The 22694-nt window shown below is 64.1% G+C and carries 24 protein-coding genes; 16 read left to right on the plus strand and 8 right to left on the minus strand.

All coding sequences use genetic code 11. The annotated features are described in order from the left end of the window. Nucleotides 1-339: 339 nt before the first annotated feature. Nucleotides 340-681: a PilZ domain-containing protein gene (locus ACODS1_RS20640; protein ID WP_489087135.1), complete on the plus strand. Its 342-nt coding sequence runs from the start codon at nt 340-342 to the stop codon at nt 679-681. 83 nt (nt 682-764) lie between these two features. Here ACODS1_RS20640 and flhA read toward each other — a convergent pair whose 3' ends face one another. The 7 genes from flhA to ACODS1_RS20675 are packed head-to-tail and all read right to left on the minus strand — an operon-like array spanning nt 765 to nt 7028. Next, nucleotides 765-2861, minus strand: coding sequence for a flagellar biosynthesis protein FlhA (gene flhA, locus ACODS1_RS20645; RefSeq protein ID WP_322981731.1), 2097 nt, complete (start codon nt 2859-2861; stop codon nt 765-767). 3 nt (nt 2862-2864) lie between these two features. Beyond that, nucleotides 2865-3995, minus strand: coding sequence for a flagellar biosynthesis protein FlhB (gene flhB, locus ACODS1_RS20650; protein ID WP_489087136.1), 1131 nt, complete (start codon nt 3993-3995; stop codon nt 2865-2867). After that, nucleotides 3988-4782: a flagellar biosynthetic protein FliR gene (gene fliR / locus ACODS1_RS20655; protein WP_489087137.1), complete on the minus strand. Its 795-nt coding sequence runs from the start codon at nt 4780-4782 to the stop codon at nt 3988-3990. The genes flhB and fliR overlap by 8 nt, the downstream gene beginning before the upstream one ends. Nucleotides 4783-4785: 3 nt before the next feature. Continuing rightward, nucleotides 4786-5058 (minus strand): flagellar biosynthetic protein FliQ, encoded by a 273-nt coding sequence (locus tag ACODS1_RS20660; RefSeq protein WP_322981734.1) that lies wholly within the window; start codon nt 5056-5058, stop codon nt 4786-4788. Between the two features lie 13 nt (nt 5059-5071). Continuing rightward, nucleotides 5072-5827, minus strand: coding sequence for a flagellar type III secretion system pore protein FliP (fliP, locus tag ACODS1_RS20665; protein WP_489087138.1), 756 nt, complete (start codon nt 5825-5827; stop codon nt 5072-5074). Beyond that, the gene (gene fliN, locus ACODS1_RS20670) at nt 5824-6192 is read right to left on the minus strand and encodes a flagellar motor switch protein FliN (RefSeq protein ID WP_322981736.1); all 369 of its coding nucleotides are present in this window, start codon (nt 6190-6192) and stop codon (nt 5824-5826) included. Before fliN ends, fliP begins: the two co-directional genes overlap by 4 nt. Then, nucleotides 6189-7028 (minus strand): FliM/FliN family flagellar motor switch protein, encoded by an 840-nt coding sequence (locus ACODS1_RS20675; RefSeq protein ID WP_489087139.1) that lies wholly within the window; start codon nt 7026-7028, stop codon nt 6189-6191. Before ACODS1_RS20675 ends, fliN begins: the two co-directional genes overlap by 4 nt. Before the next feature lie 473 nt (nt 7029-7501). On the opposite strand from ACODS1_RS20675, the gene ACODS1_RS20680 reads away from it, so the two are divergent. From ACODS1_RS20680 to ACODS1_RS20750, 15 genes are all read left to right on the plus strand, one after another. Then, nucleotides 7502-8911 carry a sigma-54 interaction domain-containing protein gene (locus ACODS1_RS20680; protein ID WP_489087140.1) on the plus strand — a complete coding sequence of 470 codons (1410 nt, stop codon included), beginning with the start codon at nt 7502-7504 and terminating at the stop codon, nt 8909-8911. A 12-nt stretch (nt 8912-8923) separates the two neighbouring features. Then, nucleotides 8924-9259, plus strand: a complete 336-nt coding sequence (gene fliE / locus ACODS1_RS20685) for a flagellar hook-basal body complex protein FliE (RefSeq protein WP_489087141.1) — start codon at nt 8924-8926, stop codon at nt 9257-9259. Nucleotides 9260-9278: 19 nt separating this feature from the next. Next, nucleotides 9279-10994, plus strand: a complete 1716-nt coding sequence (fliF, locus tag ACODS1_RS20690; protein ID WP_489087142.1) for a flagellar basal-body MS-ring/collar protein FliF — start codon at nt 9279-9281, stop codon at nt 10992-10994. Beyond that, nucleotides 10969-12039 (plus strand): FliG C-terminal domain-containing protein, encoded by a 1071-nt coding sequence (locus ACODS1_RS20695; protein WP_489087143.1) that lies wholly within the window; start codon nt 10969-10971, stop codon nt 12037-12039. Before fliF ends, ACODS1_RS20695 begins: the two co-directional genes overlap by 26 nt. Before the next feature lies 1 nt (nt 12040). Next, nucleotides 12041-12733, plus strand: coding sequence for a flagellar assembly protein FliH (gene fliH / locus ACODS1_RS20700; RefSeq protein ID WP_489087144.1), 693 nt, complete (start codon nt 12041-12043; stop codon nt 12731-12733). A gap of 16 nt (nt 12734-12749) precedes the next feature. Continuing rightward, nucleotides 12750-14066 carry a flagellar protein export ATPase FliI gene (fliI, locus tag ACODS1_RS20705; RefSeq protein ID WP_489087145.1) on the plus strand — a complete coding sequence of 439 codons (1317 nt, stop codon included), beginning with the start codon at nt 12750-12752 and terminating at the stop codon, nt 14064-14066. Then, a complete protein-coding gene (locus ACODS1_RS20710; RefSeq protein ID WP_489087146.1) occupies nt 14063-14488 on the plus strand; it encodes a flagellar FliJ family protein in 426 nt (141 codons plus the stop codon). Before fliI ends, ACODS1_RS20710 begins: the two co-directional genes overlap by 4 nt. 76 nt (nt 14489-14564) lie before the next feature. After that, nucleotides 14565-14846 (plus strand): flagellar biosynthesis anti-sigma factor FlgM, encoded by a 282-nt coding sequence (gene flgM / locus ACODS1_RS20715; protein ID WP_322981745.1) that lies wholly within the window; start codon nt 14565-14567, stop codon nt 14844-14846. Then, nucleotides 14843-15289: a flagellar export chaperone FlgN gene (gene flgN / locus ACODS1_RS20720; RefSeq protein WP_322981746.1), complete on the plus strand. Its 447-nt coding sequence runs from the start codon at nt 14843-14845 to the stop codon at nt 15287-15289. Before flgM ends, flgN begins: the two co-directional genes overlap by 4 nt. A 245-nt stretch (nt 15290-15534) precedes the next feature. Then, nucleotides 15535-16086, plus strand: a complete 552-nt coding sequence (locus tag ACODS1_RS20725) for a chorismate--pyruvate lyase family protein (protein ID WP_489087147.1) — start codon at nt 15535-15537, stop codon at nt 16084-16086. Between the two features lie 145 nt (nt 16087-16231). Continuing rightward, nucleotides 16232-17125 carry a 4-hydroxybenzoate octaprenyltransferase gene (gene ubiA / locus ACODS1_RS20730; RefSeq protein WP_489087148.1) on the plus strand — a complete coding sequence of 298 codons (894 nt, stop codon included), beginning with the start codon at nt 16232-16234 and terminating at the stop codon, nt 17123-17125. 101 nt (nt 17126-17226) lie between these two features. After that, a complete protein-coding gene (phoB, locus tag ACODS1_RS20735) occupies nt 17227-17916 on the plus strand; it encodes a phosphate regulon transcriptional regulator PhoB (protein WP_322981749.1) in 690 nt (229 codons plus the stop codon). 48 nt (nt 17917-17964) lie between these two features. Next, entirely contained in the window at nt 17965-19275 is a 1311-nt protein-coding gene (gene phoR / locus ACODS1_RS20740; protein WP_489087170.1) for a phosphate regulon sensor histidine kinase PhoR, read from the plus strand. A 62-nt stretch (nt 19276-19337) separates the two neighbouring features. Beyond that, a complete protein-coding gene (locus ACODS1_RS20745; RefSeq protein ID WP_489087149.1) occupies nt 19338-20678 on the plus strand; it encodes a hemolysin family protein in 1341 nt (446 codons plus the stop codon). 219 nt (nt 20679-20897) lie between these two features. Continuing rightward, nucleotides 20898-21653 carry an outer membrane beta-barrel protein gene (locus tag ACODS1_RS20750; RefSeq protein WP_489087150.1) on the plus strand — a complete coding sequence of 252 codons (756 nt, stop codon included), beginning with the start codon at nt 20898-20900 and terminating at the stop codon, nt 21651-21653. A 90-nt stretch (nt 21654-21743) separates the two neighbouring features. On the opposite strand, the gene ACODS1_RS20755 is transcribed toward ACODS1_RS20750, so the two are convergent. Continuing rightward, a complete protein-coding gene (locus ACODS1_RS20755) occupies nt 21744-22619 on the minus strand; it encodes a DMT family transporter (RefSeq protein WP_489087151.1) in 876 nt (291 codons plus the stop codon). Nucleotides 22620-22694: the final 75 nt, after the last annotated feature.

Consider the following 22694-nt stretch of genomic DNA (forward strand, 5'->3'; position numbering starts at 1 on the left):
GTCAAGCTCCTATACGAAACCCCAGATCGCCTAGCGGTCTGGGGTTTCTTCTTTGGGCACGAAAAAAACACGCTGCGCGCACCGTACCGCACAGGATGCGCTCATGGCGTTACGCGGCGTCGCACCTTGGGTTGAGTGGATAGGCTTCGCGAGCAGAGCTCGCTCCTACAACTTCTCCGCGTCAGCATTGGCTTTGGATTTAAGTACCTGATCGCTATGGTCGTCCTGTTCTGATGAATCACAGGTCATCAATGCGCGACTTCCTTCTGAACGATCTCGATTGATGAGTCCTGATCCTTGCGATCCAATCAGGCGTGGCGAGCACTAAGGCATTCTCCTATGCGTCAATCGAGTCGTATCACCTTCCGCTCCACTTTCCGCATCAAGATCAGTGATCGCGAGCGCGACACCTTGATCGGTTACGCCGGCGACGTTTCCGAGTGCGGGATGAAGTTGCTTGGGGACGAGCCCATTGAACCTGGGAGCGAGCTGAAGCTGCGGGTCAGGATGCGTGATCGTGACGGTGAGATGCGCCAGGTGGACGTCGATATGATCTGCCAGTGGTCGCAAGAGAATGTGCGTACCGGTTTCTTCGAGGCCGGGTTGGCGTTGCTGGGTGAGTCGGCCGACTACATCGACCTTATCGAGGGTATGCGCAAGGGGCGCAAGGAGCAGGCATAGCTGCCGCTCCAGGTATTTGCCGGGAGGTGTAGTGCGGCACGCTGAGTCAGCGCAGCCCTGCCGCTTTACTTACGGAATTTCCTTTAGCCCAGCGTGCCGAGGATATTCACCCCAACGCGATCCGGTATCTCGTTCTGCGACAGCACATGCAACCCCGGGCTGAAGACGCGCGCATAGCGGGCCAGTAACGGGCGCAACTGTGGCATCACGGTAAGGATCGGCGGGTGGCCGTCCTTGCGCAGTTTTTCCTTCACCACTGGCATGGTGTTCTGCAACTGATTGAGCAGACTGGGTTCGACCGGGATATTGTCCAGGCTTACCGGGCCAGCTTGCTGCGCGATGGCCAGGGCATTGAGTAGCGTGTTCTCCAGTGCATTCTCGAGGATGAACACCGACAGCTCCTGGCGCTCTCCGGCAATCATGCTGACGATGCTACGACGCAGGGCATAGCGCACGTCCGATGCCAGCAGCACGGGATCCTTGGTCGATTCGCTGGCTTCCAGCAGGGTCGTGGCGATGGTGACGATGTCCTTGAGTGGCACCTGCTCCTGCAGCAATTGACGATAGACGCGATGCTGCTGGGTGTAGCTGAGCTGGCTCTTCAGGCTTTCGGCCAGCTTCGGTGCCTGAACCTGCAGGCGTTGCATCAGGTGGTCGACATCGTCGTGCTTGAACACGTCGGGCAGGTGTTCGCGGATGACTTTGTTCAGGTGCGTGGCGATCACGCTGGCGCAATCGATCACCTGATAACCGAGGTTGAGCGCGCGCGACTTGTCCTCCGGGTGAATCCACACCACCTGCATGCGGTACGCCGGGTCGATGCCGAGGATGCCATCGATTTCGCCATACAGCTCCGGTGACGGAATGGCCATCATGCGGTCGGCGTGCAACTCGGCGCCGTCGATCTTCTCACCGTTGATCTGGATGCTGTATTGCGATGCTTTCAGGCGCAGGCTGTCGCGGATGTGCACCTCCGGCAGGAGGAAGCCGAGGCTCTCTGACAGGGTCTGGCGCACGCCGCGCACGCGCTGGGTCAGCGGTGCACCGGCTGCTTCATTGACCAGCCCGACCAATTTGTAGCCCAGCGACACCGAGAGCCGCTCGACCAGAGGGATGTCCTCCCACAGCAGGTTCTGCGCGCGCTCCTGCTCCATCGCCTTGCCCAGGGCTTCCACCTGTTGCAGGTCGGCTGCCTCCTTGGGTGGGCCGTTGCGCGCGACCGTCCAGCCGATGAAGGCGACCAGCGCGGCGAAGCTGATGAACGCCAGATGCGGCATGCCCGGCACCAGGGCCAGGGTGAACAGAATGCCGGCCACCGTGTAGAGCAGAGCGGGCTGGGCCAGCAGTTGGCGATGCACCTGGTCGGTGATCTCCGACGACTCGTTGACCCGGGTGACGATGATCGCCGCTGCTGTGGACAGCAGCAGCGCCGGAATCTGCGCCACCAGGCCATCACCGATGGTGAGCAGGGCGTATTGCTTGAAGGCGTGGCTGGCATCGAGGTCATAGATGAACATGCCGATGGCGAAGCCGCCGAACAGGTTGATCAGCAGTACCAGAATGCCGGCGATGGCATCGCCGCGGACGAACTTCGAGGCGCCGTCCATGGCGCCGTAGAAGTCGGCTTCCTTGGCCACTTCCGAGCGGCGGCGCTTGGCTTCGTTCTGGTCGATCAGGCCGGCGTTGAGGTCGGCGTCGATGGCCATCTGTTTGCCGGGTAGGGCGTCCAGGGTGAAACGCGCGGTGACCTCGGAAATACGCTCGCCGCCCTTGGTGATGACGATGAAGTTGATGATCATCAGGATCACGAATACCACCAGACCGACGATGAAGTTACCGCCGATCACCACCTCGCCGAAGGACTCGATCACCTTGCCCGCCGCACCGGTGCCGGTATGGCCCTCGAGCAGCACCACGCGCGTGGAGGCCACGTTCAGGCACAGGCGCAGCAGGGTGGTGATCAGGATCACCGTAGGGAACAGGGAGAAATCCAGCGGGCTCTTCGACGACACGCTGACCAGTAGCACCAGGATGGCCATGGCGATGTTGAAGGTGAACAGGGCATCGAGCAGCACGGGTGGCAACGGCAGGATGACCATGGCCAGGATCGACAGGATCATCACCGGAATGCCGATGCGGCCGCTGCGGAAGGTGGGCGCGAGTTGCTGCAGAAGGTTCATGAATCAGCCCCTGTTGGCCAAGCTGTCGGGAATCGGAAGGTTGCTCGCCAGTTGTGGCTTGCTTCTGCGGCCCTGGCGCCAGGCCTTGAGCTGCAGGATGTAAGTCAGTACGTGGGCCACGGCGGTATACAGCGGTGCCGGGATCTGCTGGTTGACCTGGGTGGTGAAATAGATGGCACGCGCCAGTGGCGGAATCTCCACCACTTCGAGTTCGTGCTTCTGCGCCATCTGGCGCATGTACAGGGCGGTTTCGTCGACGCCCTTGGCCAGTACGAAAGGTGCCTGGGCCTTCTTGCTGTCGTACTTGAGGGCCACGGCGTAGTGCATCGGGTTGGTGATGATCACGTCGGCTTTCTTGATCACCCGGCTGATCTGTCGTTGCAGCATCTGCCGCTGCAACTGCTTGATGCGCGCCTTGACCTCCGGGCGGCCCTCCTGGTTCTTGTGCTCCTCCTTGCGCTCCTGCTTGGTCATGCGCATTTTCTTGAGGAAGAAGAAGCGCTGCAGCGGGATGTCGATGAAGGAGAACAGGACGAAGATCAGCAGCAGCCAAAGGATCAGATTGAAGGTCAGATCCAGCGCCGCGCTGATCGCCTCGACCACGCTGGTGCGCTGCAAGGCCATCAGCTCGGGCATGGCGCTGCGCACCAGCAGGTAGCCCACGCCCAGCAGCACCAGCACCTTGAGGATCGACTTGAGCAGCTCGCTCCAGTTCTGCGCGGAGAAGATCCGCCCCAGGCCGGTGATGGGATTGAGCTTGCTCGGCTTGGGCGCGAAGTTCTTCGCGGAGAACACCCAGCCGCCGGGGATCAGCGACAGCACCACGACCAGCAGCGAGGTGAGCAGCAGCGGCGCGAGCAGCTTGATGAATACCAGCATGTTGTAGCCGAGCAGGGTATCCAGATCATCCAGGCCGATCTCGCTGTGGCCGAACTGGATGTAGGACAGGCGGAAGCTGTCGTGCAGGCCTTCCATGAACATCCCGGCGCACAGTTTGAGGATGAACAGCGTGGCCAGCAGGGAAATGGTGGTCGCCAGATCCTTGGAGCGCGCGACCTGGCCGTCCTCCTTGCTCTTCTTGAGCTTGTGCGCGGAGGCCTCTTCGGTCTTTTCCTGGCTGCTGTGCTCAGACATTGCCGCCCTCGCGCAGGATCACGCCGATGCCGTTGAGCAGCTCGCGGGTCAGATGCAGATAGTTGTCGGGCAAGTCCGGCAGCGTCAGGTATACGCACAGCAGGCCCATCAGGATGCTGATGGGAAAGCCCAGCGAGAACAGGTTCATCGCTGGCGAGATGCGGTTGAGCAGACCGAAGCAGAACTGCACCAGGGTCAGGCAGAAGACGATGGGCAGGGTCACCAGCACCGCGGCGGCCAGTACCCAGGCGAAGGCCTGCACGAAGCTCTGTGCGCCCAGGTAATGCAGGCCGCTGCCCACCGGCCAGAACAGAAAGCTCTGGTACAGCACGCTGACCGTCACCAGGTGGCCGTCGATGGCGAAGAACAGCAGCACCAGTGCGATGAAATACAGCTGGTAGAGGATGGACGAGGACGACACGCCGTTCACCGGGTCGTTGTAGCGCGCCATGCTCATGCCCATCTGCGTCGACACCACCTCGCCGACCAGCATGAAGATGGTGAACACCAGTTGCAGGGTCAGCCCCAGCAGCACGCCGAAGCTGATCTGCTCCAGGGCGGTGAGCAGCCCCTTGAGCGACAGCGGATCGATCAGCGGCATGTCCGGCAACGACGCGCCGAGTGCGACGGTCAGCGCCAGGGCGAGCAGGATGCGTACGCGCACCGAGACCGCGCGGTGATTGAACAGCGGCGCCATGCTGAACAGCGCCAGGATGCGGCAGAACGGCCACCAGTAGGCCTGCAGGCTGGTGAGGTAGCTGGTGGCGTGCAGCACGGGTTCGGACATGGCTCAGCCCACCAGATGCCCGGCCTGCCTGAAGGTCTCGATGAACAGGTCGCTGAGGGTACGCAGAATCCAGTGCCCGGCGAAGATCAGCATGCCCAGGGTGATCAGCAGGCGTGGCAGGAAGCTGAGCATCTGTTCGTTGATCTGCGTAGCCGCCTGGAAAATGCTCACCAGCAGGCCACCGAGCAGGCTCGGCACCACCAGCACACAGACGATCAGCCCAGTGATATAGACGGCATGAGCCACCAGCTCGGCGGCGTGTTCGGGCGTGAGCATCGCGCGGGCCTCGCTAATAGGGCTGGATACTGGTGGTAAGGGTGCCAATCAGCAGCGTCCAGCCATCGACTAGCACGAACACCATCAGCTTGAAGGGCAGCGAGATCATCATCGGCGACAGCATCATCATGCCCATCGCCATCAGCACGCTGGCCACCACCAGGTCGATGACCAGGAAGGGCACGAAGATCATGAACCCGAGCTGGAAAGCGGTCTTCAGCTCGCTGAGGACGAAGGCCGGCAGCAGCAGGGCGAAATCCAGTTGGGCCAGATCCTCGGGCATTTTCTCGCCGGCCAGGCTGACCATGGTTTCCAGCGAGTTCTTGTTGGTCTGCGCCAGCATGAACCGGCTGATGATCCGCTTGCCTTCGCCCAGACCCTGCTCGAGGCTGATCTCGTCGGCCTCGAAGGGCACGTAGGCCTGGGTGTACATCTCCTGCCACACCGGGCGCATCACCAGCAGCGTCAGGCACAGGGCGATGCCGATGAGGATCGGGTTGGGCGGGCTCTGCTGCAGGCCGATGGCTTGACGCAGGATGGCCAGGACGATGATGAAGCGGGTGAAGCAGGTCATCATCATCAACATCGCCGGGAGGAAGCCCAGCAGCGTCATCATCAGCAGGATCTGCAGCTTGACGCTCAGGGTCTGGCCGTTCTCGGTGTCGTTGAAGTTGAACAGGGTGATGTCGCCACCGGCGGCCTGGGCCAGCAGCGGGCAGCCCAGGGCTACCAGCAGCAGGGCCGTGTGCAGCAGGCGGCGAGCGATCATGCGCCGATCCCGTTCAGGCCGGTACCGGACAGCTCGACGATGCGCAGGCCGTAGTTGCCGTTCATCACCACCACTTCGGCCTTGGCGAACAGCGCGCCGTTGACCTTCACGTCCAGCGGCTCGCCGGCCAGCTTGTCCAGCGCGATGACGCTGCCGGCATCGACGTCCATCAGCTCCTTGAGGGAGATCTCGGTGGAGGCCACTTCCAGCGTGACGTTGACCGGGATCTTGCCGAAGAAGCTCAGATCCTGATGCGGCAGGGTCGCTGCGGGCTCGGCGGCGGGCTCGCTGAAGGACTCGTCGCCGCTGAGGCCTGCGTCGTTGATCAGGCTGTCGAAATCGTTATCGGAAATGGAGCTGCTCATGGGGTCTTCACGCTCTCAAGAGATGTCAGGAACAGGGAGCCGTCCTCTTCGAAGATGACGCCGCGAAACAACTTCTGCTGGTTGATCTGCACCTCGCAGCGCTCCAGCAGGCGCATGCTCAGCACGTCGCCCGGACGCAGGGCGAGCACCTGCGACAGCGGCATCTGCAGGTTGGCCACCACGCAGTCGAGGCGTACCGGCAGTTCGCGGATCTGGTTCAGCGAGTTACCGGTCTGCGACGAAGGCGCCGGAGGGGTCAGGCGGCTGGTCAGTTCGTCGACCAGTTGGGTGTCCAGATAAATGAAGATCGACGCCTGGCTGCCGGTGATGTGGCTGGTGAAGTGGAACTGCGCCACGTATTCCCAGACCGCCTCGTCGTAGGCGTTGTCATGAGGTTCCAGCTTGCCGAAGGTGCTGCCGGCGAGGATCGAGCGGGCGAACAGCTGGGTCACGTCCATGCCCAGGCGCGTGCGCATGCGTTGCTCGGAGGTGCTGATCGGCGGCGCTTCGTGGTTCGGCAGGCAGGTGCCACCGTAGTAGCACTCCAGCGCTTCGGTCAGCAGAGGACGGTCGATGGAGAAACCGACCTTGCCATACGGCGAGCGATAGACGCATTCGGCGTCCAGTTCTACCGCTTCGTGAACGTCGACCTTGAGCAACTCCAGATTGATTCGGTAGTTGCGCAGGAAATAGTCGCTGATGATCCGCGGATACTTGCTGGAAAGCTCGCGAATATAGTGAGGAATCTTGTGGTAGTGCCGGCCGAGTTTCTGCGGTTTCAACCGGGTCAGACTGTCGGCGGGCACGCCATGATGGACTTTTTTAATGCCAGTCATGTTGTGGGCTGTATTCCTGGTTGTAACGGCGTGGGCCACCGAAGATGCCCAGCGGGCAGCGCAGGCGACATTGACAGGCAACCAAGCGGGTGTCGTGAACGTGACGACCCAGGCGCCAGAATCATCCTGGCAGCAGCGCGCAGGCCAGTGATGACGAGGGGGAGTCTAGGGGGCGAGGGGGCGGGAAATTAAATCAATAGATATCAAATGCTGTTTTTGATGGCAGCTGGGGCGCATTGACAGCAATTAACGCAAAGTAATTCGGCGGTTTTCTGTGCGCTTGTTAACGTCCGCGCCGTGACTTGCCGCGCAGAAACGAAGAGGGTCGCCGAGGTGCCCCTGTTGACCATCAAGAGCGACGGAAAGTTTCGAAAGATTAAGGGGCCGAGTGAAAAAAATCTGTCACCGAGTTGGCAGTTTCAAACGCTGGTCGAATGAATCGACTGGCAGATAAAGACAACGGGTGATTTACCTTGAAGCACTCAACTCAAACGGTAAGTTACGCCTGCGAGGAACTGTTCGTACAACAGTTGCAGCAGCCACATATTGTCGTGATCGGTCAGGCCGACGCTGCCAGCGAGCGCCTGTTGACCGGTGGTCTGCAGCGTCAGGGCTTTCCGGTACGGCGCTTTGCCAGTTGCCTGGAACTCGACCCGTCGGCACTGGAGGGGGCCAGCCTGGTGCTGGTGTTCGTCAGCAGCCTGGCGGGCAACACCTTGTATGCCCAGGTCGGGGCGATCCTGCGCCAGTCCGGACGCGTGGGCGTGGTGCCTGTCGTCGAGTATGCCGACCAGGAAAAGGCTGCTGCCCTGCTAGAACTGGGCTGCGTCGATTACCTGCTGGCGCCGTTCAGCGAAGCGCAATTGAACGCGCTGCTGCGCCGCCAGGAGTCGGCCAGTACGGGCGAGGAGGGCTTCGTCTCCTGTTCGCAGGCCGGTCGCCGCCTGCTGGCGATGGCCCAGCGCGTCGCCATGACCCGCGCGCCCATTCTCATCACTGGCGAAACCGGTACGGGCAAGGAGCTGATGGCGCGCTATATCCATCGCTTCTCGGCACAGGACGGTGCGCCCTTCATCGCCGTGAACTGCGCGGCGATTCCCGAACAGATGCTCGAGTCCATTCTTTTCGGCCATGAAAAAGGCGCCTTTACCGGCGCGGTGAGTGCCCAGCCGGGCAAGTTCGAGCTGGCCAATGGCGGCACCCTGCTGCTCGACGAGATTGGCGAACTGCCGCTCGCGCTCCAGGCCAAGCTGCTGCGCGTGTTGCAGGAGCAGCGCGTCGAGCGCCTGGGCGGGCGTCGGGAAATCACCCTGGACGTACGCATCATTGCCGCCACCAACCGTGATTTGCAGCAGGAAGTGGCCGAGGGGCGGTTTCGCGCCGACCTGATGTTCCGCCTCGATGTGCTGCCGCTGCACATCAGCCCGCTGCGCGAGCGCAAGGACGACGTGCTGCCGCTGGCGCGCCGCTTCATCCGTCAGTACGCCCCACATGATGCTGGCCAGGAATTGCTCACCGAGGACGCTTGCCGCGCGCTGTTGGCGCATGACTGGCCGGGCAACGTACGCGAGCTGGAGAACTGCCTGCAGCGTGCCCTGGTGCTGCGCAACGGCCTGTACATCCAGGCGCAGGATCTCGGCCTGGCCGTGCCGCCAGCTGCCAGCCTGGAGCCGACCCTGCGTATGCAGCCGCAGGCGCTAGAGGGTGGCAAGGCGGCGTTGCGCGCCAGTGGCAAGTGGGCCGAATACCAGCATGTCATCGACACCATCCGCCGTTTCGGCGGGCACAAGACCAAGGCTGCCGAAAGCCTGGGCATGACCCCGCGCGCATTGCGCTACCGCCTCAACGCCATGCGCGAGCAGGGCGTACAGATTCCCGTCTAGGAGAAGCGAAGGATGAACTCGATCAGCCAGGTACAGCAGGATCTGCTGGGCCGCATGGAACAGCTCAAGAGCCTGAGCGATGCGGCGGTCATCAAGCCGGCGCAGGACTTCGCCACCCAGCCGGGGCATTCCGGTTTCGCGGTGGCCTTCGATGAGGTGGTGCGCGCTGTCGACAGCCAGCAGCACGCTTCCAGTGCCGCCATGGCGGCGGTGGACAGTGGCAAGAGCGATGACCTGGTCGGCGCCATGATCCAGAGCCAGACGGCCAGCGTTTCCTTCAGTGCCCTGATGCAGGTGCGCAACAAGTTGGCCACGGCCTTCGACGACATCATGAAGTTGCCGCTGTAAGCGGTTCGGGGAGCCTCGCGTGCTGCAGACCATCAAGAGCAAGCTGCCCGTCGGCGGCCTGAAAATCGATCCGCGCATCGCCCTGTTCGGCCTGGCCGCCGTCGCCGCCTTGCTGGCGGTCAGCGTGGTGTTCTACCTCTGGCGTGACTCGGGCAGTTTCCGCCCGCTCTATGGTGCCGGCGAAGCCTATCCGGCGGCCGAGGTGATGCAGGTGCTCGATGGCGACGCCATCAGCTACCGCCTGCACCCGCAGAGCGGCCAGGTGCTGGTGCGTGAGGATCAGCTCGGTCGCGCACGCATGCTGCTGGCGGCCAAGGGCGTGCAGGTCAAGGTGCCGGCTGGTTATGAACTGTTCGACAAGGACGAGCCGCTGGGCACCAGCCAGTTCGTCCAGGACGTGCGCCTCAAGCGCAGCCTGGAGGGCGAGCTGGCGCGCACGGTGATGGCGCTCAAGGGCGTGCAGGGCGCGCGCGTACACTTGGCGCTGCAGGAAAGCAGTTCCTTCGTGGTCGGCAAGCGCGAACCGGGCAAGGCCTCGGTGATGCTGCAACTGGCGCCGGGCTACAAGCTGGCGCCGGAGCAGGTCAGCGCCATCGTCAATCTGGTGGCTGGCAGCGTGCCGCAGTTGGACGCCGCCAATGTGCAGGTGGTCGACCAGTACGGCGCGCTGCTCTCGCGCGGCATCGACACCCTGGGCGGGCCGCTGCAGAACTGGCAGGTGGTCGACGATTACCAGAGCAAGGCCGTGGCCAATGCCGAGTCGGTGCTGGCGCCGATCGTCGGTGGCGGCAACTACCGCATCAGCGTGTCCGCCGATATCGATTTCAGCCAGAAGGAAGAGACCTTCCAGGCCTATGGCGAGAACCCGCGCCTGCGCAACGAAGTGCTGCGTGACGAAAGCGTACTCGACCAACTGGCGCTCGGCGTGCCCGGCTCCCTGGCCAACCGCCCGCCGCCCGCTGCCAATGCCCAGGGCAACCAGGGCGCCAACGCCGCCAATGCAGCCAATCAGCAGCAGGGCCAGGCCGGCGCGCAGGGCAATAACGCCAACCAGGCCGCGACCTCGTTGCGCAAGGAATCCAATCGCCAGCTGGACTACGACCAGAGCGTCACCCACGTCAAATACGCCCCTTTCAGCCTGCGTCAGCAGAGCATCGCCGTGGTGCTCAATGCCGCTGCCGCCCCCGAGGGCGGCTGGACACCGGAGGCGCGCACCGAGATGGAGGCGATGATCAAGACGGCAGTCGGTTTCAACCAGGCCCGTGGCGATCTGCTCACCCTCAGCGTATTCCCCTTCACCGCCGACAGCATGGGCGAGTTCGGCGCCGATGGCCTGGCCTGGTGGGAAAACCCCAAGGTGCATGACCTGGCCAAGCTGGTCGTGTTCGCCCTGATCAGCGTGCTGTTGCTGCTGATGGTGGTGCGCCCGGCCGTGCGCAGCCTCAGCCAGCGCAGCCTGGCCACGCCGGTGGCGGCCACGGATGACGATGCGCTGGCGCTTCAGGGCGAACGCAGTGGTGAGCGTCTGCTGACCCGCGTGGGCGACGACGCCCCGGGCGCGCGCATGCTGAGCGAGCTCAGCCCGCTGTCGGAAATTCGCCTGCCAGCCCCGGGTTCGGGTCTGGAAATGCAGATCGAACACCTGCAGATGCTGGCCAAGAACGATCCCGAGCGCGTCTCGGAAGTCATCAAGCAATGGATAGGGCGCAATGAAAGAGACCTCAAACCAGCCTGAAGGCCGTAGCGGCACGGCGTCCACCGCCAAGGAAATGCGACTGCGCGTGCAGAATCGCTCGCTCAGCTCGTCCGAGCAGGCGGCCATCCTCATGCTGAGCATGGGTGACGAGATCTCCGCCGGCGTGCTCAAGCATTTCTCGCGTGAGGAGATCGTCGCCATCAGCCAGGCCATGGCGCGCCTGTCCAACGTCAAGCAGCCGATGGTTTCCGACGTCATCGGCCGCTTCTTCGAGGACTACAAGGAGCAGAGCAGCATCAAGGGCGCCTCGCGTGGCTACCTCGATGGCATGCTCAGCAAGGCGCTGGGCAGCGAGATCACTCGCTCGCTGCTCGACAGCATCTACGGCGAGGAAATCCGCGCCAAGATGGCCAAGATGGAATGGCTCGACCCGAAGCAGTTCGCCGCGCTGATCGCCAAGGAGCACGCACAGATGCAGGCGGTGTTCCTCGCCTTCCTGCCGCCGGGCATGGCCAGTGAGGTGCTCGAATGCATGCCCAAGGAGCGCCAGGACGAGCTGCTCTATCGAATCGCCAACCTCAGCGAGGTGAACAGCGACGTCATCGCCGAGCTGGAGCAGTTGATCGAACGCAGCCTGGCGGTGCTCAGCACCCAGGGCTCGCAGGTGCGCGGCATCAAGCAGGCGGCGGATATCATGAACCGCTTCAAGGGCGACCGGACGCAGATGTTCGAGCTGTTGCGTGCCCACGACGATCAGCTGGTCGAGCGCATCGAAGACGAAATGTACGACTTCTTCATCCTCTCGCGGCAGAACCAGGACGTGCTGCAGGCGCTGCTCGAAGCCGTGCCGCTGGAAGAGTGGGTGGTCGCCCTCAAGGGCGCCGAGCCCGAGCTGGTGCGCGCCATCCAGGGCGCCATGCCCAAGCGCCAGGCGCAGCAGATGGAGTCGATCAACCGGCGCCAGGGCCCGGTGCCGCTGAGCCGCGTCGAGCAGGTACGCAAGGACATCATGGCCGTGGTGCGCGAGATGTCGGCCAACGGCGAACTGCAGGTGCAACTGTTCCGCGAACAGACGGTGGAATGACATGACGGTCAAGATGATCAAGGGTGATACCCGCCACTGGCGCCCCTACCGCTTCCCACCGCGCATCAGCCAGGCATCCGCGGACTGGAGCGCCGACCCCGCCGGCCTGCAGCGGGCCATCGCCGATGGCTTTCAAGAGGGCATCGAGAAGGGCTACCAGGACGGCCTGCAGCAGGGCGAAGAAGCCGGGCGCCAGGCCGGCTTCGAACAGGGCCGTGACGAGGGCCTGCGTCAGGGGCGCGAGGAAGGTCGCAGCGAAGGCCGACGCGAATTCGAACAGGCCGCGCAGCCGTTGCAGCAGATCAGCGAGAATGTCGAGCAATACCTCGGTGAGCTGGAGCACAAGCGCCGTCAGGAGCTGCTGGAGCTGGTGAAGAAGGTGGCGCAGCAGGTCATCCGCTGCGAACTTACCCTGCACCCGACGCAGTTGCTGGCGCTGGTCGAGGAGGCCCTGGCCAGCATGCCGGGCGAGCCCGAAGACGTGCAGGTACTGCTCAGCCCCGAGGAATACGCGCGGATCAAGGCGGTGGCGCCGGAGCGTGCGGCGAACTGGAAGCTGGTCGCCGACGAGCGCCTGGCGCTGGGCGAGTGCCGCGTGGTCACGCCGCAGGCCGAGGCCGATGTGGGTTGCCAGCAGCGCCTGGATGCCTGCATCGACACCCTGTCCGAACACCTGCATTTGACCGAAGCCTGAGCCGGGGCCGCGCACGATGCTCGACTACAAACTCGACGAAGCGCTGCGCTCGCTCGATGGCGTGCAACTGGCCAAGGTGGCCGGACGCCTGGTGCGGGTCTCCGGCCTGCTGCTGGAAAGCCTCGGCTGCCAGCGCAGCACCGGCCAGCGTTGCCGTGTCGAGCAGGCCGATGGCAGTCTGCTCGATGCCCAGGTGGTCGGCTTCAACCGCGATATCACTTATCTGATGCCGTTCAAGAAGCCGATTGGCCTGGCCGCCGGCTCGCGGGTATTTCCGGCCAAGGACGAAGCCGTGCTGCAGATCGACGAGTCCTGGCTTGGTCGCGTGGTCAACGGCCTCGGCGAGCCGCTGGACGAGCGCGGCAAGCTCAATGGCCGCGACCCGCTGCCGGTCGAGCTGCCCACGGTCAATCCGCTCAAGCGGCGCCCGGTGGAAGAGGCGCTGGACGTTGGCGTACGCGCCATCAATGGCCTGCTGACCCTCGGCAAGGGCCAGCGTGTCGGCCTGTTCGCCGGCTCCGGGGTGGGCAAGAGCGTGCTGCTGGGGATGATCACCCGGCAGACCAAGGCCGATGTGGTGGTGGTCGGCCTGATCGGCGAGCGCGGCCGTGAGGTGCAGGAATTCATTCTTCATTCGCTTGGCGAGGAAGGCTTGCGCAAGGCGGTGGTGGTAGTGGCGCCGGCCAACGAGTCGCCGCTGATGCGTCTGAAGGCCACCGAGCTGTGCCACAGCATCGCCGCCTACTTCCGCGATCAGGGCCAGGACGTGCTGCTGCTGGTCGACTCGCTGACCCGCTACGCCATGGCCCAGCGCGAGATCGCCCTGGCCCTTGGCGAGCCGCCCGCGACCAAAGGCTATCCGCCGTCGGTGTTCGGCATGCTGCCGGAATTGGTGGAAAGTGCCGGCAACGGCGAGAGCGGCCGTGGCAGCCTCAGCGCCATCTACACCGTGCTGGCCGAGGGCGACGACCACCAGGATCCGATCGTCGATTGCGCCCGCGCCATCCTCGATGGCCATATCGTGCTGTCACGGCGCCTGGCCGATGTCGGCCACTACCCGGCCATCGACATTGCCGCCTCGGTCAGCCGTTGCATGAGCCAGGTCGGCCAGCCCGCGCACCTCGGCGCGGCGCGGCAGTTCAAGGAGTTCTACAGCACCTTCGAGAAGATCAAGGAGCTGATCCCGCTGGGCGGCTATACGCCCGGCATGGACGCCAAGACCGACCGCTCGGTGCAGCTGGCGCCGAGCCTCGAACGCTTCCTGCGCCAGGAGGTCGGTGCCAGTGCCGAGCTCGGCGCCAGCATCGCCACCTTGCAGAGCATCATCAAATGAAGCAGCAGATCGAGGTACTCGGACGCCTGGCCAGCCTGCGTGGCAACAAGGTGCAGCAGATGCTTGGCCGCGTCGCCTATCAGCAGAACCTGTGCCAGCGCTATCGCAACAACATTGCCGGCCTCAGCCGCCTGTGCGGTTTTACCGTACCGATGACTACGCCGCTGCAGCGTGACAACCAGCAGCGCTACAAGGCCACGCTGTACAAGATGGTCGAGCTGCAGCGCCGCGAGCTGGCGCTGGCCGAGGAGAACCTGGCGCGCATCCAGCGCGAGCTGCTGGCGGCGATGCGCAGCGAGAAGGTCATCACCCAGTTTCTCGAGAGCAAGATGGGGCAATGGCAGGATGAACTTGCCCGCCAGGAGCAGAAGATTCAGGATGGTCTGGCCGCGCAGGCCTGGTGGCGTAGCCAGGTCGGCTAATTTTTTCATCGCGGCGCTTAAGTGCAGACGCGGCGCGGTCGCTCTTAGGCCATAACCCCACGAGTTGGATGCAATCATGGAAATCAGCCGGCACCTCAAGCCCAGCCTCAACCTGCCCAGCGACGCGCCGGCGCAGGTACAGAGCGTCAGCGCGCAGCCGAGCGCCAGTTCCGCACGCGCTGCCGCCAGCGCCGAGCCCCGTCTGGAAGAGCTGCAATCGGCCCTGCGCAGCCTGCCGGAAGTCGATATGGACAAGGTCGCCACGCTCAAGGCTGCCCTCGCCCGTGGCGAGCTGCTCAGCGATCCGCAGGCCCTGGCCGGCAGCATGCTCACCTACCACAGCGGTAGCGATGCGTGACCAACGCGCGTGAGCAACAGTTGCTGCAGGTGGTCGAGCAGGATCTGCACCAGGACTGCTCGGACTACCTGACCCTGCGTGGCCTCATGCAGGAGCTTTATCAGCAGTTGCTCAAGCGTGACAGCCAGCAGATCGACCTGCTCAACGAGCAGATCCTGCCTTTGGTGGATCAGGCCAAGCAACGCGCCGAGCGGCGCAGCAAGGTGCTCATGGCCTTGCGCCTGGGCGCTGGCCATAGCGGCATGCACAAGCTGCTGGCGCGTTACCCACAGGCGCAGCGCAACAACCTCGAACTCACCTGGCAGCAACTCGGCCAACTGGCCGGACAGTGCAAGCGCCTCAATGAGCGCAACGGCAAGTTGCTGGCGATGCATCACGAGATTCTCGAACAGCTGCTTGGCGAGCCGGGCGCCGGTCAGCTGTATTCGCCACAGCCGTATTGAGTGGCTTGGCCTTTTAGGGGCGGTGATCCGCATGAGACCAAGCTGAACGCCGTTGGTGGGCTGAACATCATTGGTGGGCTGAAGCCCACCCTACCGGTTTCAGCCTTGTAGGGTGGGCTTTAGCCCACGCGGATCCGGGTCGTTGCCCGGCCCACGCAAGGCCTCTGACGCTCATGTCCCGGCCTCAAAGCGCCTGCCGCGCCGTGCTAGACTCGCCCGCTTCCGATCTGTGGTGATTTCTCTTCGTGCCTCACGCCGCCCTTGCTCATCCGCCGCGCTGGCTGACCCATGCTCAGCTGCATCCACAGCCTGTTGCCGGTGTGCGCGAGTGGCTGTTCAACGAGGATTCGCTGACCCGACGCCTGACGGACTTGTCCCGCAATGGCTTTTCCGTTGTGCCGTTGGACGAGGGTTGGCAACGCCTGCGCCTCGATGAATGTGCCGCGCTCGGCGTGGCCGATGGCAGCCAGGGCTGGGTGCGCGAGGTGTACCTGCGTGGTCATGAGCAGCGCTGGGTATTCGCCCGCAGCGTCGCGGCACGTAGCGCCCTGGAGGGTTCCGGGCTGAACCTGGCCGAGCTGGGCAGCCGTTCGCTTGGTGAGTTGTTGTTCAGTGATCGCGCCTTCGACCGGGGCGAACTGCAGGCCTGCCGTTATCCCGCCGCCTGGCTGCCGGATGCGGTGCGCGAAGAGCGCCTGTGGGCGCGGCGTTCCTGCTTCAGCCGGGGCGCGTTGGGGGTGCTGGTGGCCGAGGTGTTCCTGCCGGACTTCTGGCGGGCGGCGGGTATCGAGGCGTAGGGGCGCAGACTGCACCTGTTGGTTGTTGGGGCATGGTGTACTGCTTCGCGGCTTTGAGTCGTTTGTGGCGGTGAGCATCGCCGCTAAAGCGCCTCCCACATCCGCTTCCCCGTATAATCCGCGCAACCTGCACGGAGACGCCGCGATGTACACCCGCCTGCTGCAATCGACCACCCGCCTGCACCCGCGCGCCTGGGACTTCATCCAGCTGATGCGCCTGGAAAAGCCCATCGGCATCTACCTGCTGCTGTGGCCGACGCTGTGGGCGTTGTGGGTGGCGGCAGAGGGGATGCCGAGCGCGAAGAACCTGTTCATCTTCGTCGCCGGGGTGATCCTCATGCGCGCCGCCGGCTGCGTGATCAACGACTACGCTGACCGCAATTTCGATGGACATGTCAGCCGCACCAAGGCTCGCCCGCTGGCCAGCGGCAAGATCAAACCGCGCGAGGCGCTGGTGCTGTTCGCCGTGCTGGTGGTGCTGAGCTTCGTGCTGGTGTTGTTCACCAATGCCACCACCATCTGGCTGTCGTTCGGCGGCTTGGCCCTGGCCGCCTGCTACCCCTTCATGAAGCGCTACACCTTCTACCCGCAGGTGGTGCTCGGTGCGGCCTTTTCCTGGGGTATGCCGATGGCCTTCAGCGCGGTGACCGGTGAGCTGCCACCGCCCGAGGCCTGGCTGCTGTACATCGCCAACCTGCTGTGGACGGTGGCCTACGACACCTACTACGCCATGGCCGACCGCGAGGACGACCTGAAGATCGGGGTGAAATCCACCGCCATCCTGTTCGGCGACGCCGACCGCCTGATCATCGCCACCCTGCAGGGCCTGACGCTGCTCTGCCTGCTGCTGGCCGGTGCGCGTTTCGAGCTCGGCATGTGGTTCCAGCTTGGCCTGCTCGGCGCCGTTGGCTGCTTCGTCTGGGAGTTCATCAAGACCCGCCAGCGCGAGCCGCTGGTGTGCTTCCAGGCGTTTCTGCACAACCACTGGGCGGGCCTGTCGATCTTCATCGGTATCGTGCTGGACTACGCCCTGCGCTGAGCGGCCCGAGGCTTGGGGGCGCCGCCGCTCTGTCACATCGCTGCAATAATTTCGTTATCTAATGCGGCGCAGACAGATGAACGTATAGAGGCTAAGGCCCCATGGTTGGCAAGAACATCCTGATCGTCGATGACGAAGCACCGATCCGCGAGATGATCGCGGTGGCCCTGGAGATGGCCGGATACGAGTGCCTGGAGGCGGAGAATGCCCAGCAGGCCCATGCCGTCATCGTCGACCGCAAGCCCGATCTGATCCTGCTCGACTGGATGCTGCCCGGCACCAGCGGCATCGAGCTGGCGCGCCGGCTCAAGCGCGACGAGCTGACCGGCGACATCCCGATCATCATGCTCACCGCCAAGGGCGAAGAGGACAACAAGATCCAGGGCCTGGAAGTCGGCGCCGACGACTACATCACCAAGCCGTTCTCGCCACGTGAGCTGGTCGCCCGTCTCAAGGCCGTGTTGCGCCGCGCCGGCCCCAGCGACAGCGAGGCGCCGATCGAAGTCGGTGGCCTGCTGCTCGACCCCATCAGCCATCGCGTCACCATCGACGGCAAACCGGCCGAGATGGGGCCGACCGAATACCGCCTGCTGCAATTCTTCATGACCCATCAGGAGCGTGCCTACACCCGTGGCCAGTTGCTCGATCAGGTCTGGGGCGGCAACGTCTACGTCGAGGAACGCACCGTCGACGTGCACATCCGCCGCCTGCGCAAAGCACTCGGTGAGGCCTACGAAAACCTGGTGCAAACCGTGCGTGGCACCGGCTATCGTTTCTCCACCAAAGGTTGACCGCCCGGCCGTATTTCTCATGCCTGCCGTACGACAAGGAAGCGCCGCATCGTGAACCAAAACTGGCGTGGTGCCGTGGTGCGCCGCCTGCTGCTGCTGATCGGCGCCTGCCTGCTGCTCGGCTTCCTCACCGGTCAATACGCCTGGGTGCTGGCCATCGGTCTGGGCATCCACCTCGCCTGGACACTGAGCCAACTGCTGCGTCTGCACAAATGGCTGCGTGAGCACCGGCCGGACGAGCCGCCGCCGGATGGCTACGGCCTGTGGGGCGAAGTCTTCGACAGCATCTACCACCTGCAACGGCGCAACCAGAAGGCGCGTGGGCGTTTGCAGGCGGTGATCGACCGCGTGCAGGAGTCCACTGCCGCGCTCAAGGACGCCGTGGTGATGCTTGACAGCCAGGGCAACCTGGAGTGGTGGAACCTGGCTGCGGAAACCCTGCTGGGCCTGAAGACCCCTCAGGACAGCGGTCAGCCGCTGGCCAACCTGCTGCGTGACCCGCGCTTCAAGGACTACTTCGAGCGTGGCAACTACGCCGATGCGCTGGAGATTCCGTCGCCGGTCAACGACCGCCGTCGTCTGCAGATCCATATCACCCAATACGGCAACCGCGAGCACCTGCTGCTGGTGCGCGATGTCACCCGGCTGTATCAGCTGGAACAGATGCGTAAGGACTTCGTCGCCAACGTTTCCCACGAGCTGCGCACGCCACTGACGGTGATCGCCGGCTACTTGGAAACCCTGCTGGACAACGTCGAGACGCTCAACCCGCGCTGGTTGCGAGCCCTGCAGCAGATGCAGCAGCAAGGCGCGCGTATGCAGACACTGCTCAATGATCTGCTGTTGCTGGCCAAGCTGGAGGCCACCGATTACCCCTCGGACAACCAGCCGGTGGCCGTCGACTTGATGCTGCTGTCGATCAAGAACGACGCCCAGGCCCTGTCCGGCGAGCAGCATCACCGCATCAGCCTGGAGGCCGATGCGCACCTCAAGCTCAAGGGCAGCGAGGCGGAGCTGCGCAGCGCCTTCTCCAACCTGGTGTTCAACGCGGTCAAGTACACTCCGGCCGGCGGGGAGATTCGCATCCGCTGGTGGGAAGACGAGCAGGGCGCGCACCTGTCGGTGCAGGACAGTGGCGTCGGCATCGAGGCCAAGCACCTGCCGCGCCTGACCGAGCGTTTCTACCGGGTCGATTCCAGCCGCGCCAGCACCACCGGCGGCACCGGCCTTGGCCTGGCGATCGTCAAGCACGTGCTGCTGCGTCATCGTGCCCGGCTCGATATCAGCAGCGTGGTGGGACGTGGCAGTACCTTCACCTGCCACTTCGCTCCAGCCCAGGTGGTGCGGCGCGCCCGTTGATGGCTTGCAATCGCTGCGCGCTGCCCCCAACCTAAGGCGATCATTGGCCAACCCTGATCTCCATGGACCCCTCCACGAGCCTTTCCGCTTCCACCTATCTGGCCGATTTCGGCCTCATGCTGTTCGCCCTCTTCCTGGTTCTGCTCAACGGCTTCTTCGTTGCCGCCGAGTTCGCCATCGTCCGTCTGCGCGCCACCAAGGTCGACAGCCTGGCCGAAGCCCATGGCTGGCGCGGGCGCATCCTGCGTACCGTGCACAACCAGATGGACGCCTACCTCTCGGCCTGCCAGCTGGGCATCACCCTGGCTTCGCTGGGGCTGGGCTGGGTCGGCGAGCCGGCCTTCGCCGAGCTGCTCACGCCGCTGCTTGGCGCGCTGGGTGTCGAGTCGCCGCAACTGGTGCATGGCATCGCCTTCTTCGCTGCGTTCTCGATCATTTCCTACCTGCACATCGTCATCGGTGAGCTGGCGCCCAAGTCCTGGGCGATCCGCAAGCCGGAGATGCTCTCGCTGTGGACGGCGGCGCCGCTGTACGCCTTCTACTGGCTGATGTACCCGGCGATCTTCGTGCTCAACGCCAGCGCCAACGCCATTCTGCGCATCGCCGGGCAGGGCGAGCCGGGGCCGCACCACGAGCACCACTACAGCCGCGACGAGCTGAAGCTGATCCTCCATTCCAGCCGCGCCAGTAGCGACAACGACCAGGATCTGCGCGTGCTGGCCTCAGCCGTGGAGCTGGGTGAGCTGGAGGTGGTGGACTGGGCCAACTCGCGCGAAGACCTGGTCTTCCTCGAACTCCACGCCAGCCTGGATCAGGTGTTCACCACCTTCCGCCGGCACAAGTACAGCCGCTACCCGATCTTCGACGAGCGCAAGGGTGAGTTCGTCGGCGTTCTGCACATCAAGGATCTGCTGCTGCACCTGTCGTTGCTGGAGATGCTGCCCTCGGCGCTCAAACTCGGCGAGCTGATGCACCCGCTGGAGCGGGTCAGCCGCCATCTGCCGCTGTCGCAGTTGCTCGAACGCTTCCGCCAGGGCGGTGCGCACTTCGCCCTGGTCGAGGAAGCCGACGGCAAGGTGATCGGCTACCTGACCATGGAAGACGTGCTCGAAGCCCTGGTTGGCGACATCCAGGATGAACACCGCAAGGCCGAGCGCGGCATCCTCGCCTACCAGCCGGGCAAGCTGCTGGTGCGTGGCGACACGCCGCTGGCGAAGATTGAGCGCCTGCTCGGCGTCGATCTCGACCACATCGAGGCCGAGACCCTCGCCGGGCTGATCTACGACAGCTTGAAGCGCATGCCCGAGGAAGAAGAGGTGCTGGAAACCGACGGCCTGCGCATCATCGTCAAGAAGATGAAGGGGCCGAAGGTGGTGCTGGCCAAGGTGCTCAAGCTCGACTGACGGCTGCCTGCCAGCGCCCGTGCTTGCCATGAGCCGGGCGATGGCAGGTGACTTCCATTTGCGCGAATCCTCCCATGCGAAGCGTCTGGCGTCAGCCTTCGTTCAGTTTCGCAACCACTCATCCGGTTTACCGAATCGCAGTTGCCAGGGGCAGTCTAGGAACGTGCGTCGCACCATTTTGGTGAACGGCGTTGTTCATTCATTGCCAAGGATCTAGCCATGCAACTGACCAGAATGACCCCGAAAGCGACACTTGCCCTGTGCCTGGCGGGCGCCTCGCAGGCCTATGCCGATGCAGTCACCGACCCGATCTCCACCTTCGGCGTGATCGCCTCGCACAACCAGTACAAGCTCACCGTTGACGACGACAGCGACAAGGAGCGGCTCAACCAGGGCGGCCTGTTCTACCACTTCGGCAACAAGCTGACCGGGCAGGAAGGCTTCATCTACCAGGCCGGCATCGAAGGCCAGTACCGCGACAAGGACGATGTCGAATACAAGTCCGCACGGGCCGACATCGACCTCGGTCTGCGTGCCGCGCTGAGCACCAACAACTACGTCGACGTGATCGTCGGCGGTGGCTATGACTGGGGGCGTATCGAGCAGGACGACGTCGGCCCGTTCGACAGCAACGTCAAACTCACCAGCAAGTCGCCCTTCGCCAAGGCCGGGCTCGGCTACAACTACCTGACGCCGGACTACACCCTCCGCCTGGAGGTCGGCGCGCGCTACTCGATCGATTCCGAGGCGCGCCTGAAGATCGACGGCGACAGCGATTCGGTGGATCTGAAGAACAAGGTCAACCCCTATGGTGAGCTGACCATGCTGTGGAACAAGGGCATCAACAACCTGCCGATCAGCACCAGCCTGTACTACACCCAGACGCGCTACGAGCTCGATAGCAACAGCGAACTGGCCGAGCGCAGCAAGCTCAAGCAGGAGCAGGTCGGTCTGCGCGTCGGCCTGGCGTTCTAGACCTCTGCACCCTTTGCCAGCGTGCCCGGTTGATCCGGACACGCTGCGTTCAGGGCCCTGTCGCAGTCGGCGATTCTCAGACCATGATGGTCATGGCTTGGCCGCGCAACTGATGGCCGAAGCCGCGCGCGACGGCCGCTCGGCGAGCAGCGCCGCGGTTAGTACCAGAGCACCGCCGAACCATTCCCCGGGGCCTAGCTGGCGATCACCAAAGGCGGCTGCCGTGAGTACGGCGACCACCAGTTCGATCAGCACCAGCACGGCTGCGCGGCTCGCGTCGACGTGGCTGAAGCCATACTGCGCGGCGCTCATGGCGGTGAGCCAGAACAACCCGAACAGGCCCAATTGCAGCCATTGCATCGGCGCAACGGTGGGCAGGGCGATCTCCTGTTGCAGGCAGAACAGGCCACCAGTGAGCGCTGCACCGATGAAGGCGGCGAGCGCCTTGCTGGCCAGCGGCACCTGCTCGGCGGCGCGGGTGGCCAGGTTGTTGGCGGCGAAAGCGATGCCCGCCGACAGTGCCAGCCAGTCGCTACCCTGCAACGGACGGAAGGTGTCGGCATCGATACCCAGGGTCAGGGCGATGCCGAGCATGGCCAGCAGTACGGCGCCGATACGACTGGCATTGAGCTGCTCGCCGAGCAGCAGGCGGCTGCCCAGCAGGCTCCAGACCGGCGCCAGGTAGAACAGCAGCATGGCGCGCACCACATCGCCTTCGGACAACGCACCGACCAGCCCAGCGGTGGCCCAGCCGCCACACAGACACACCACCGCCAGGGCGCGGCGCTGCAGCCACCAGGCGCGCCGCTGAACCAGCAACACCGGTATGGCGAGCAGGCACAGCAGGCTGTAGGTGTAGACCACCACGGGCATGCCGGACAGGCCCTGTGCGGCCAGGTGTTCCAGGGGTATCCAGCCCAGGCCCCAGAAACTGGCGCCCAGTAGCAGAATGACTTCCGGTCGCATCCCAATCTCCCATCCAGGCGCCGTCAGTGGCGGCCTGGCATCAGTTCATCGATGAGGCCCGAGGTGCCATCAGAT

The sequence above is a fragment of the Pseudomonas sp. FG29 genome (genome assembly GCF_057809355.1).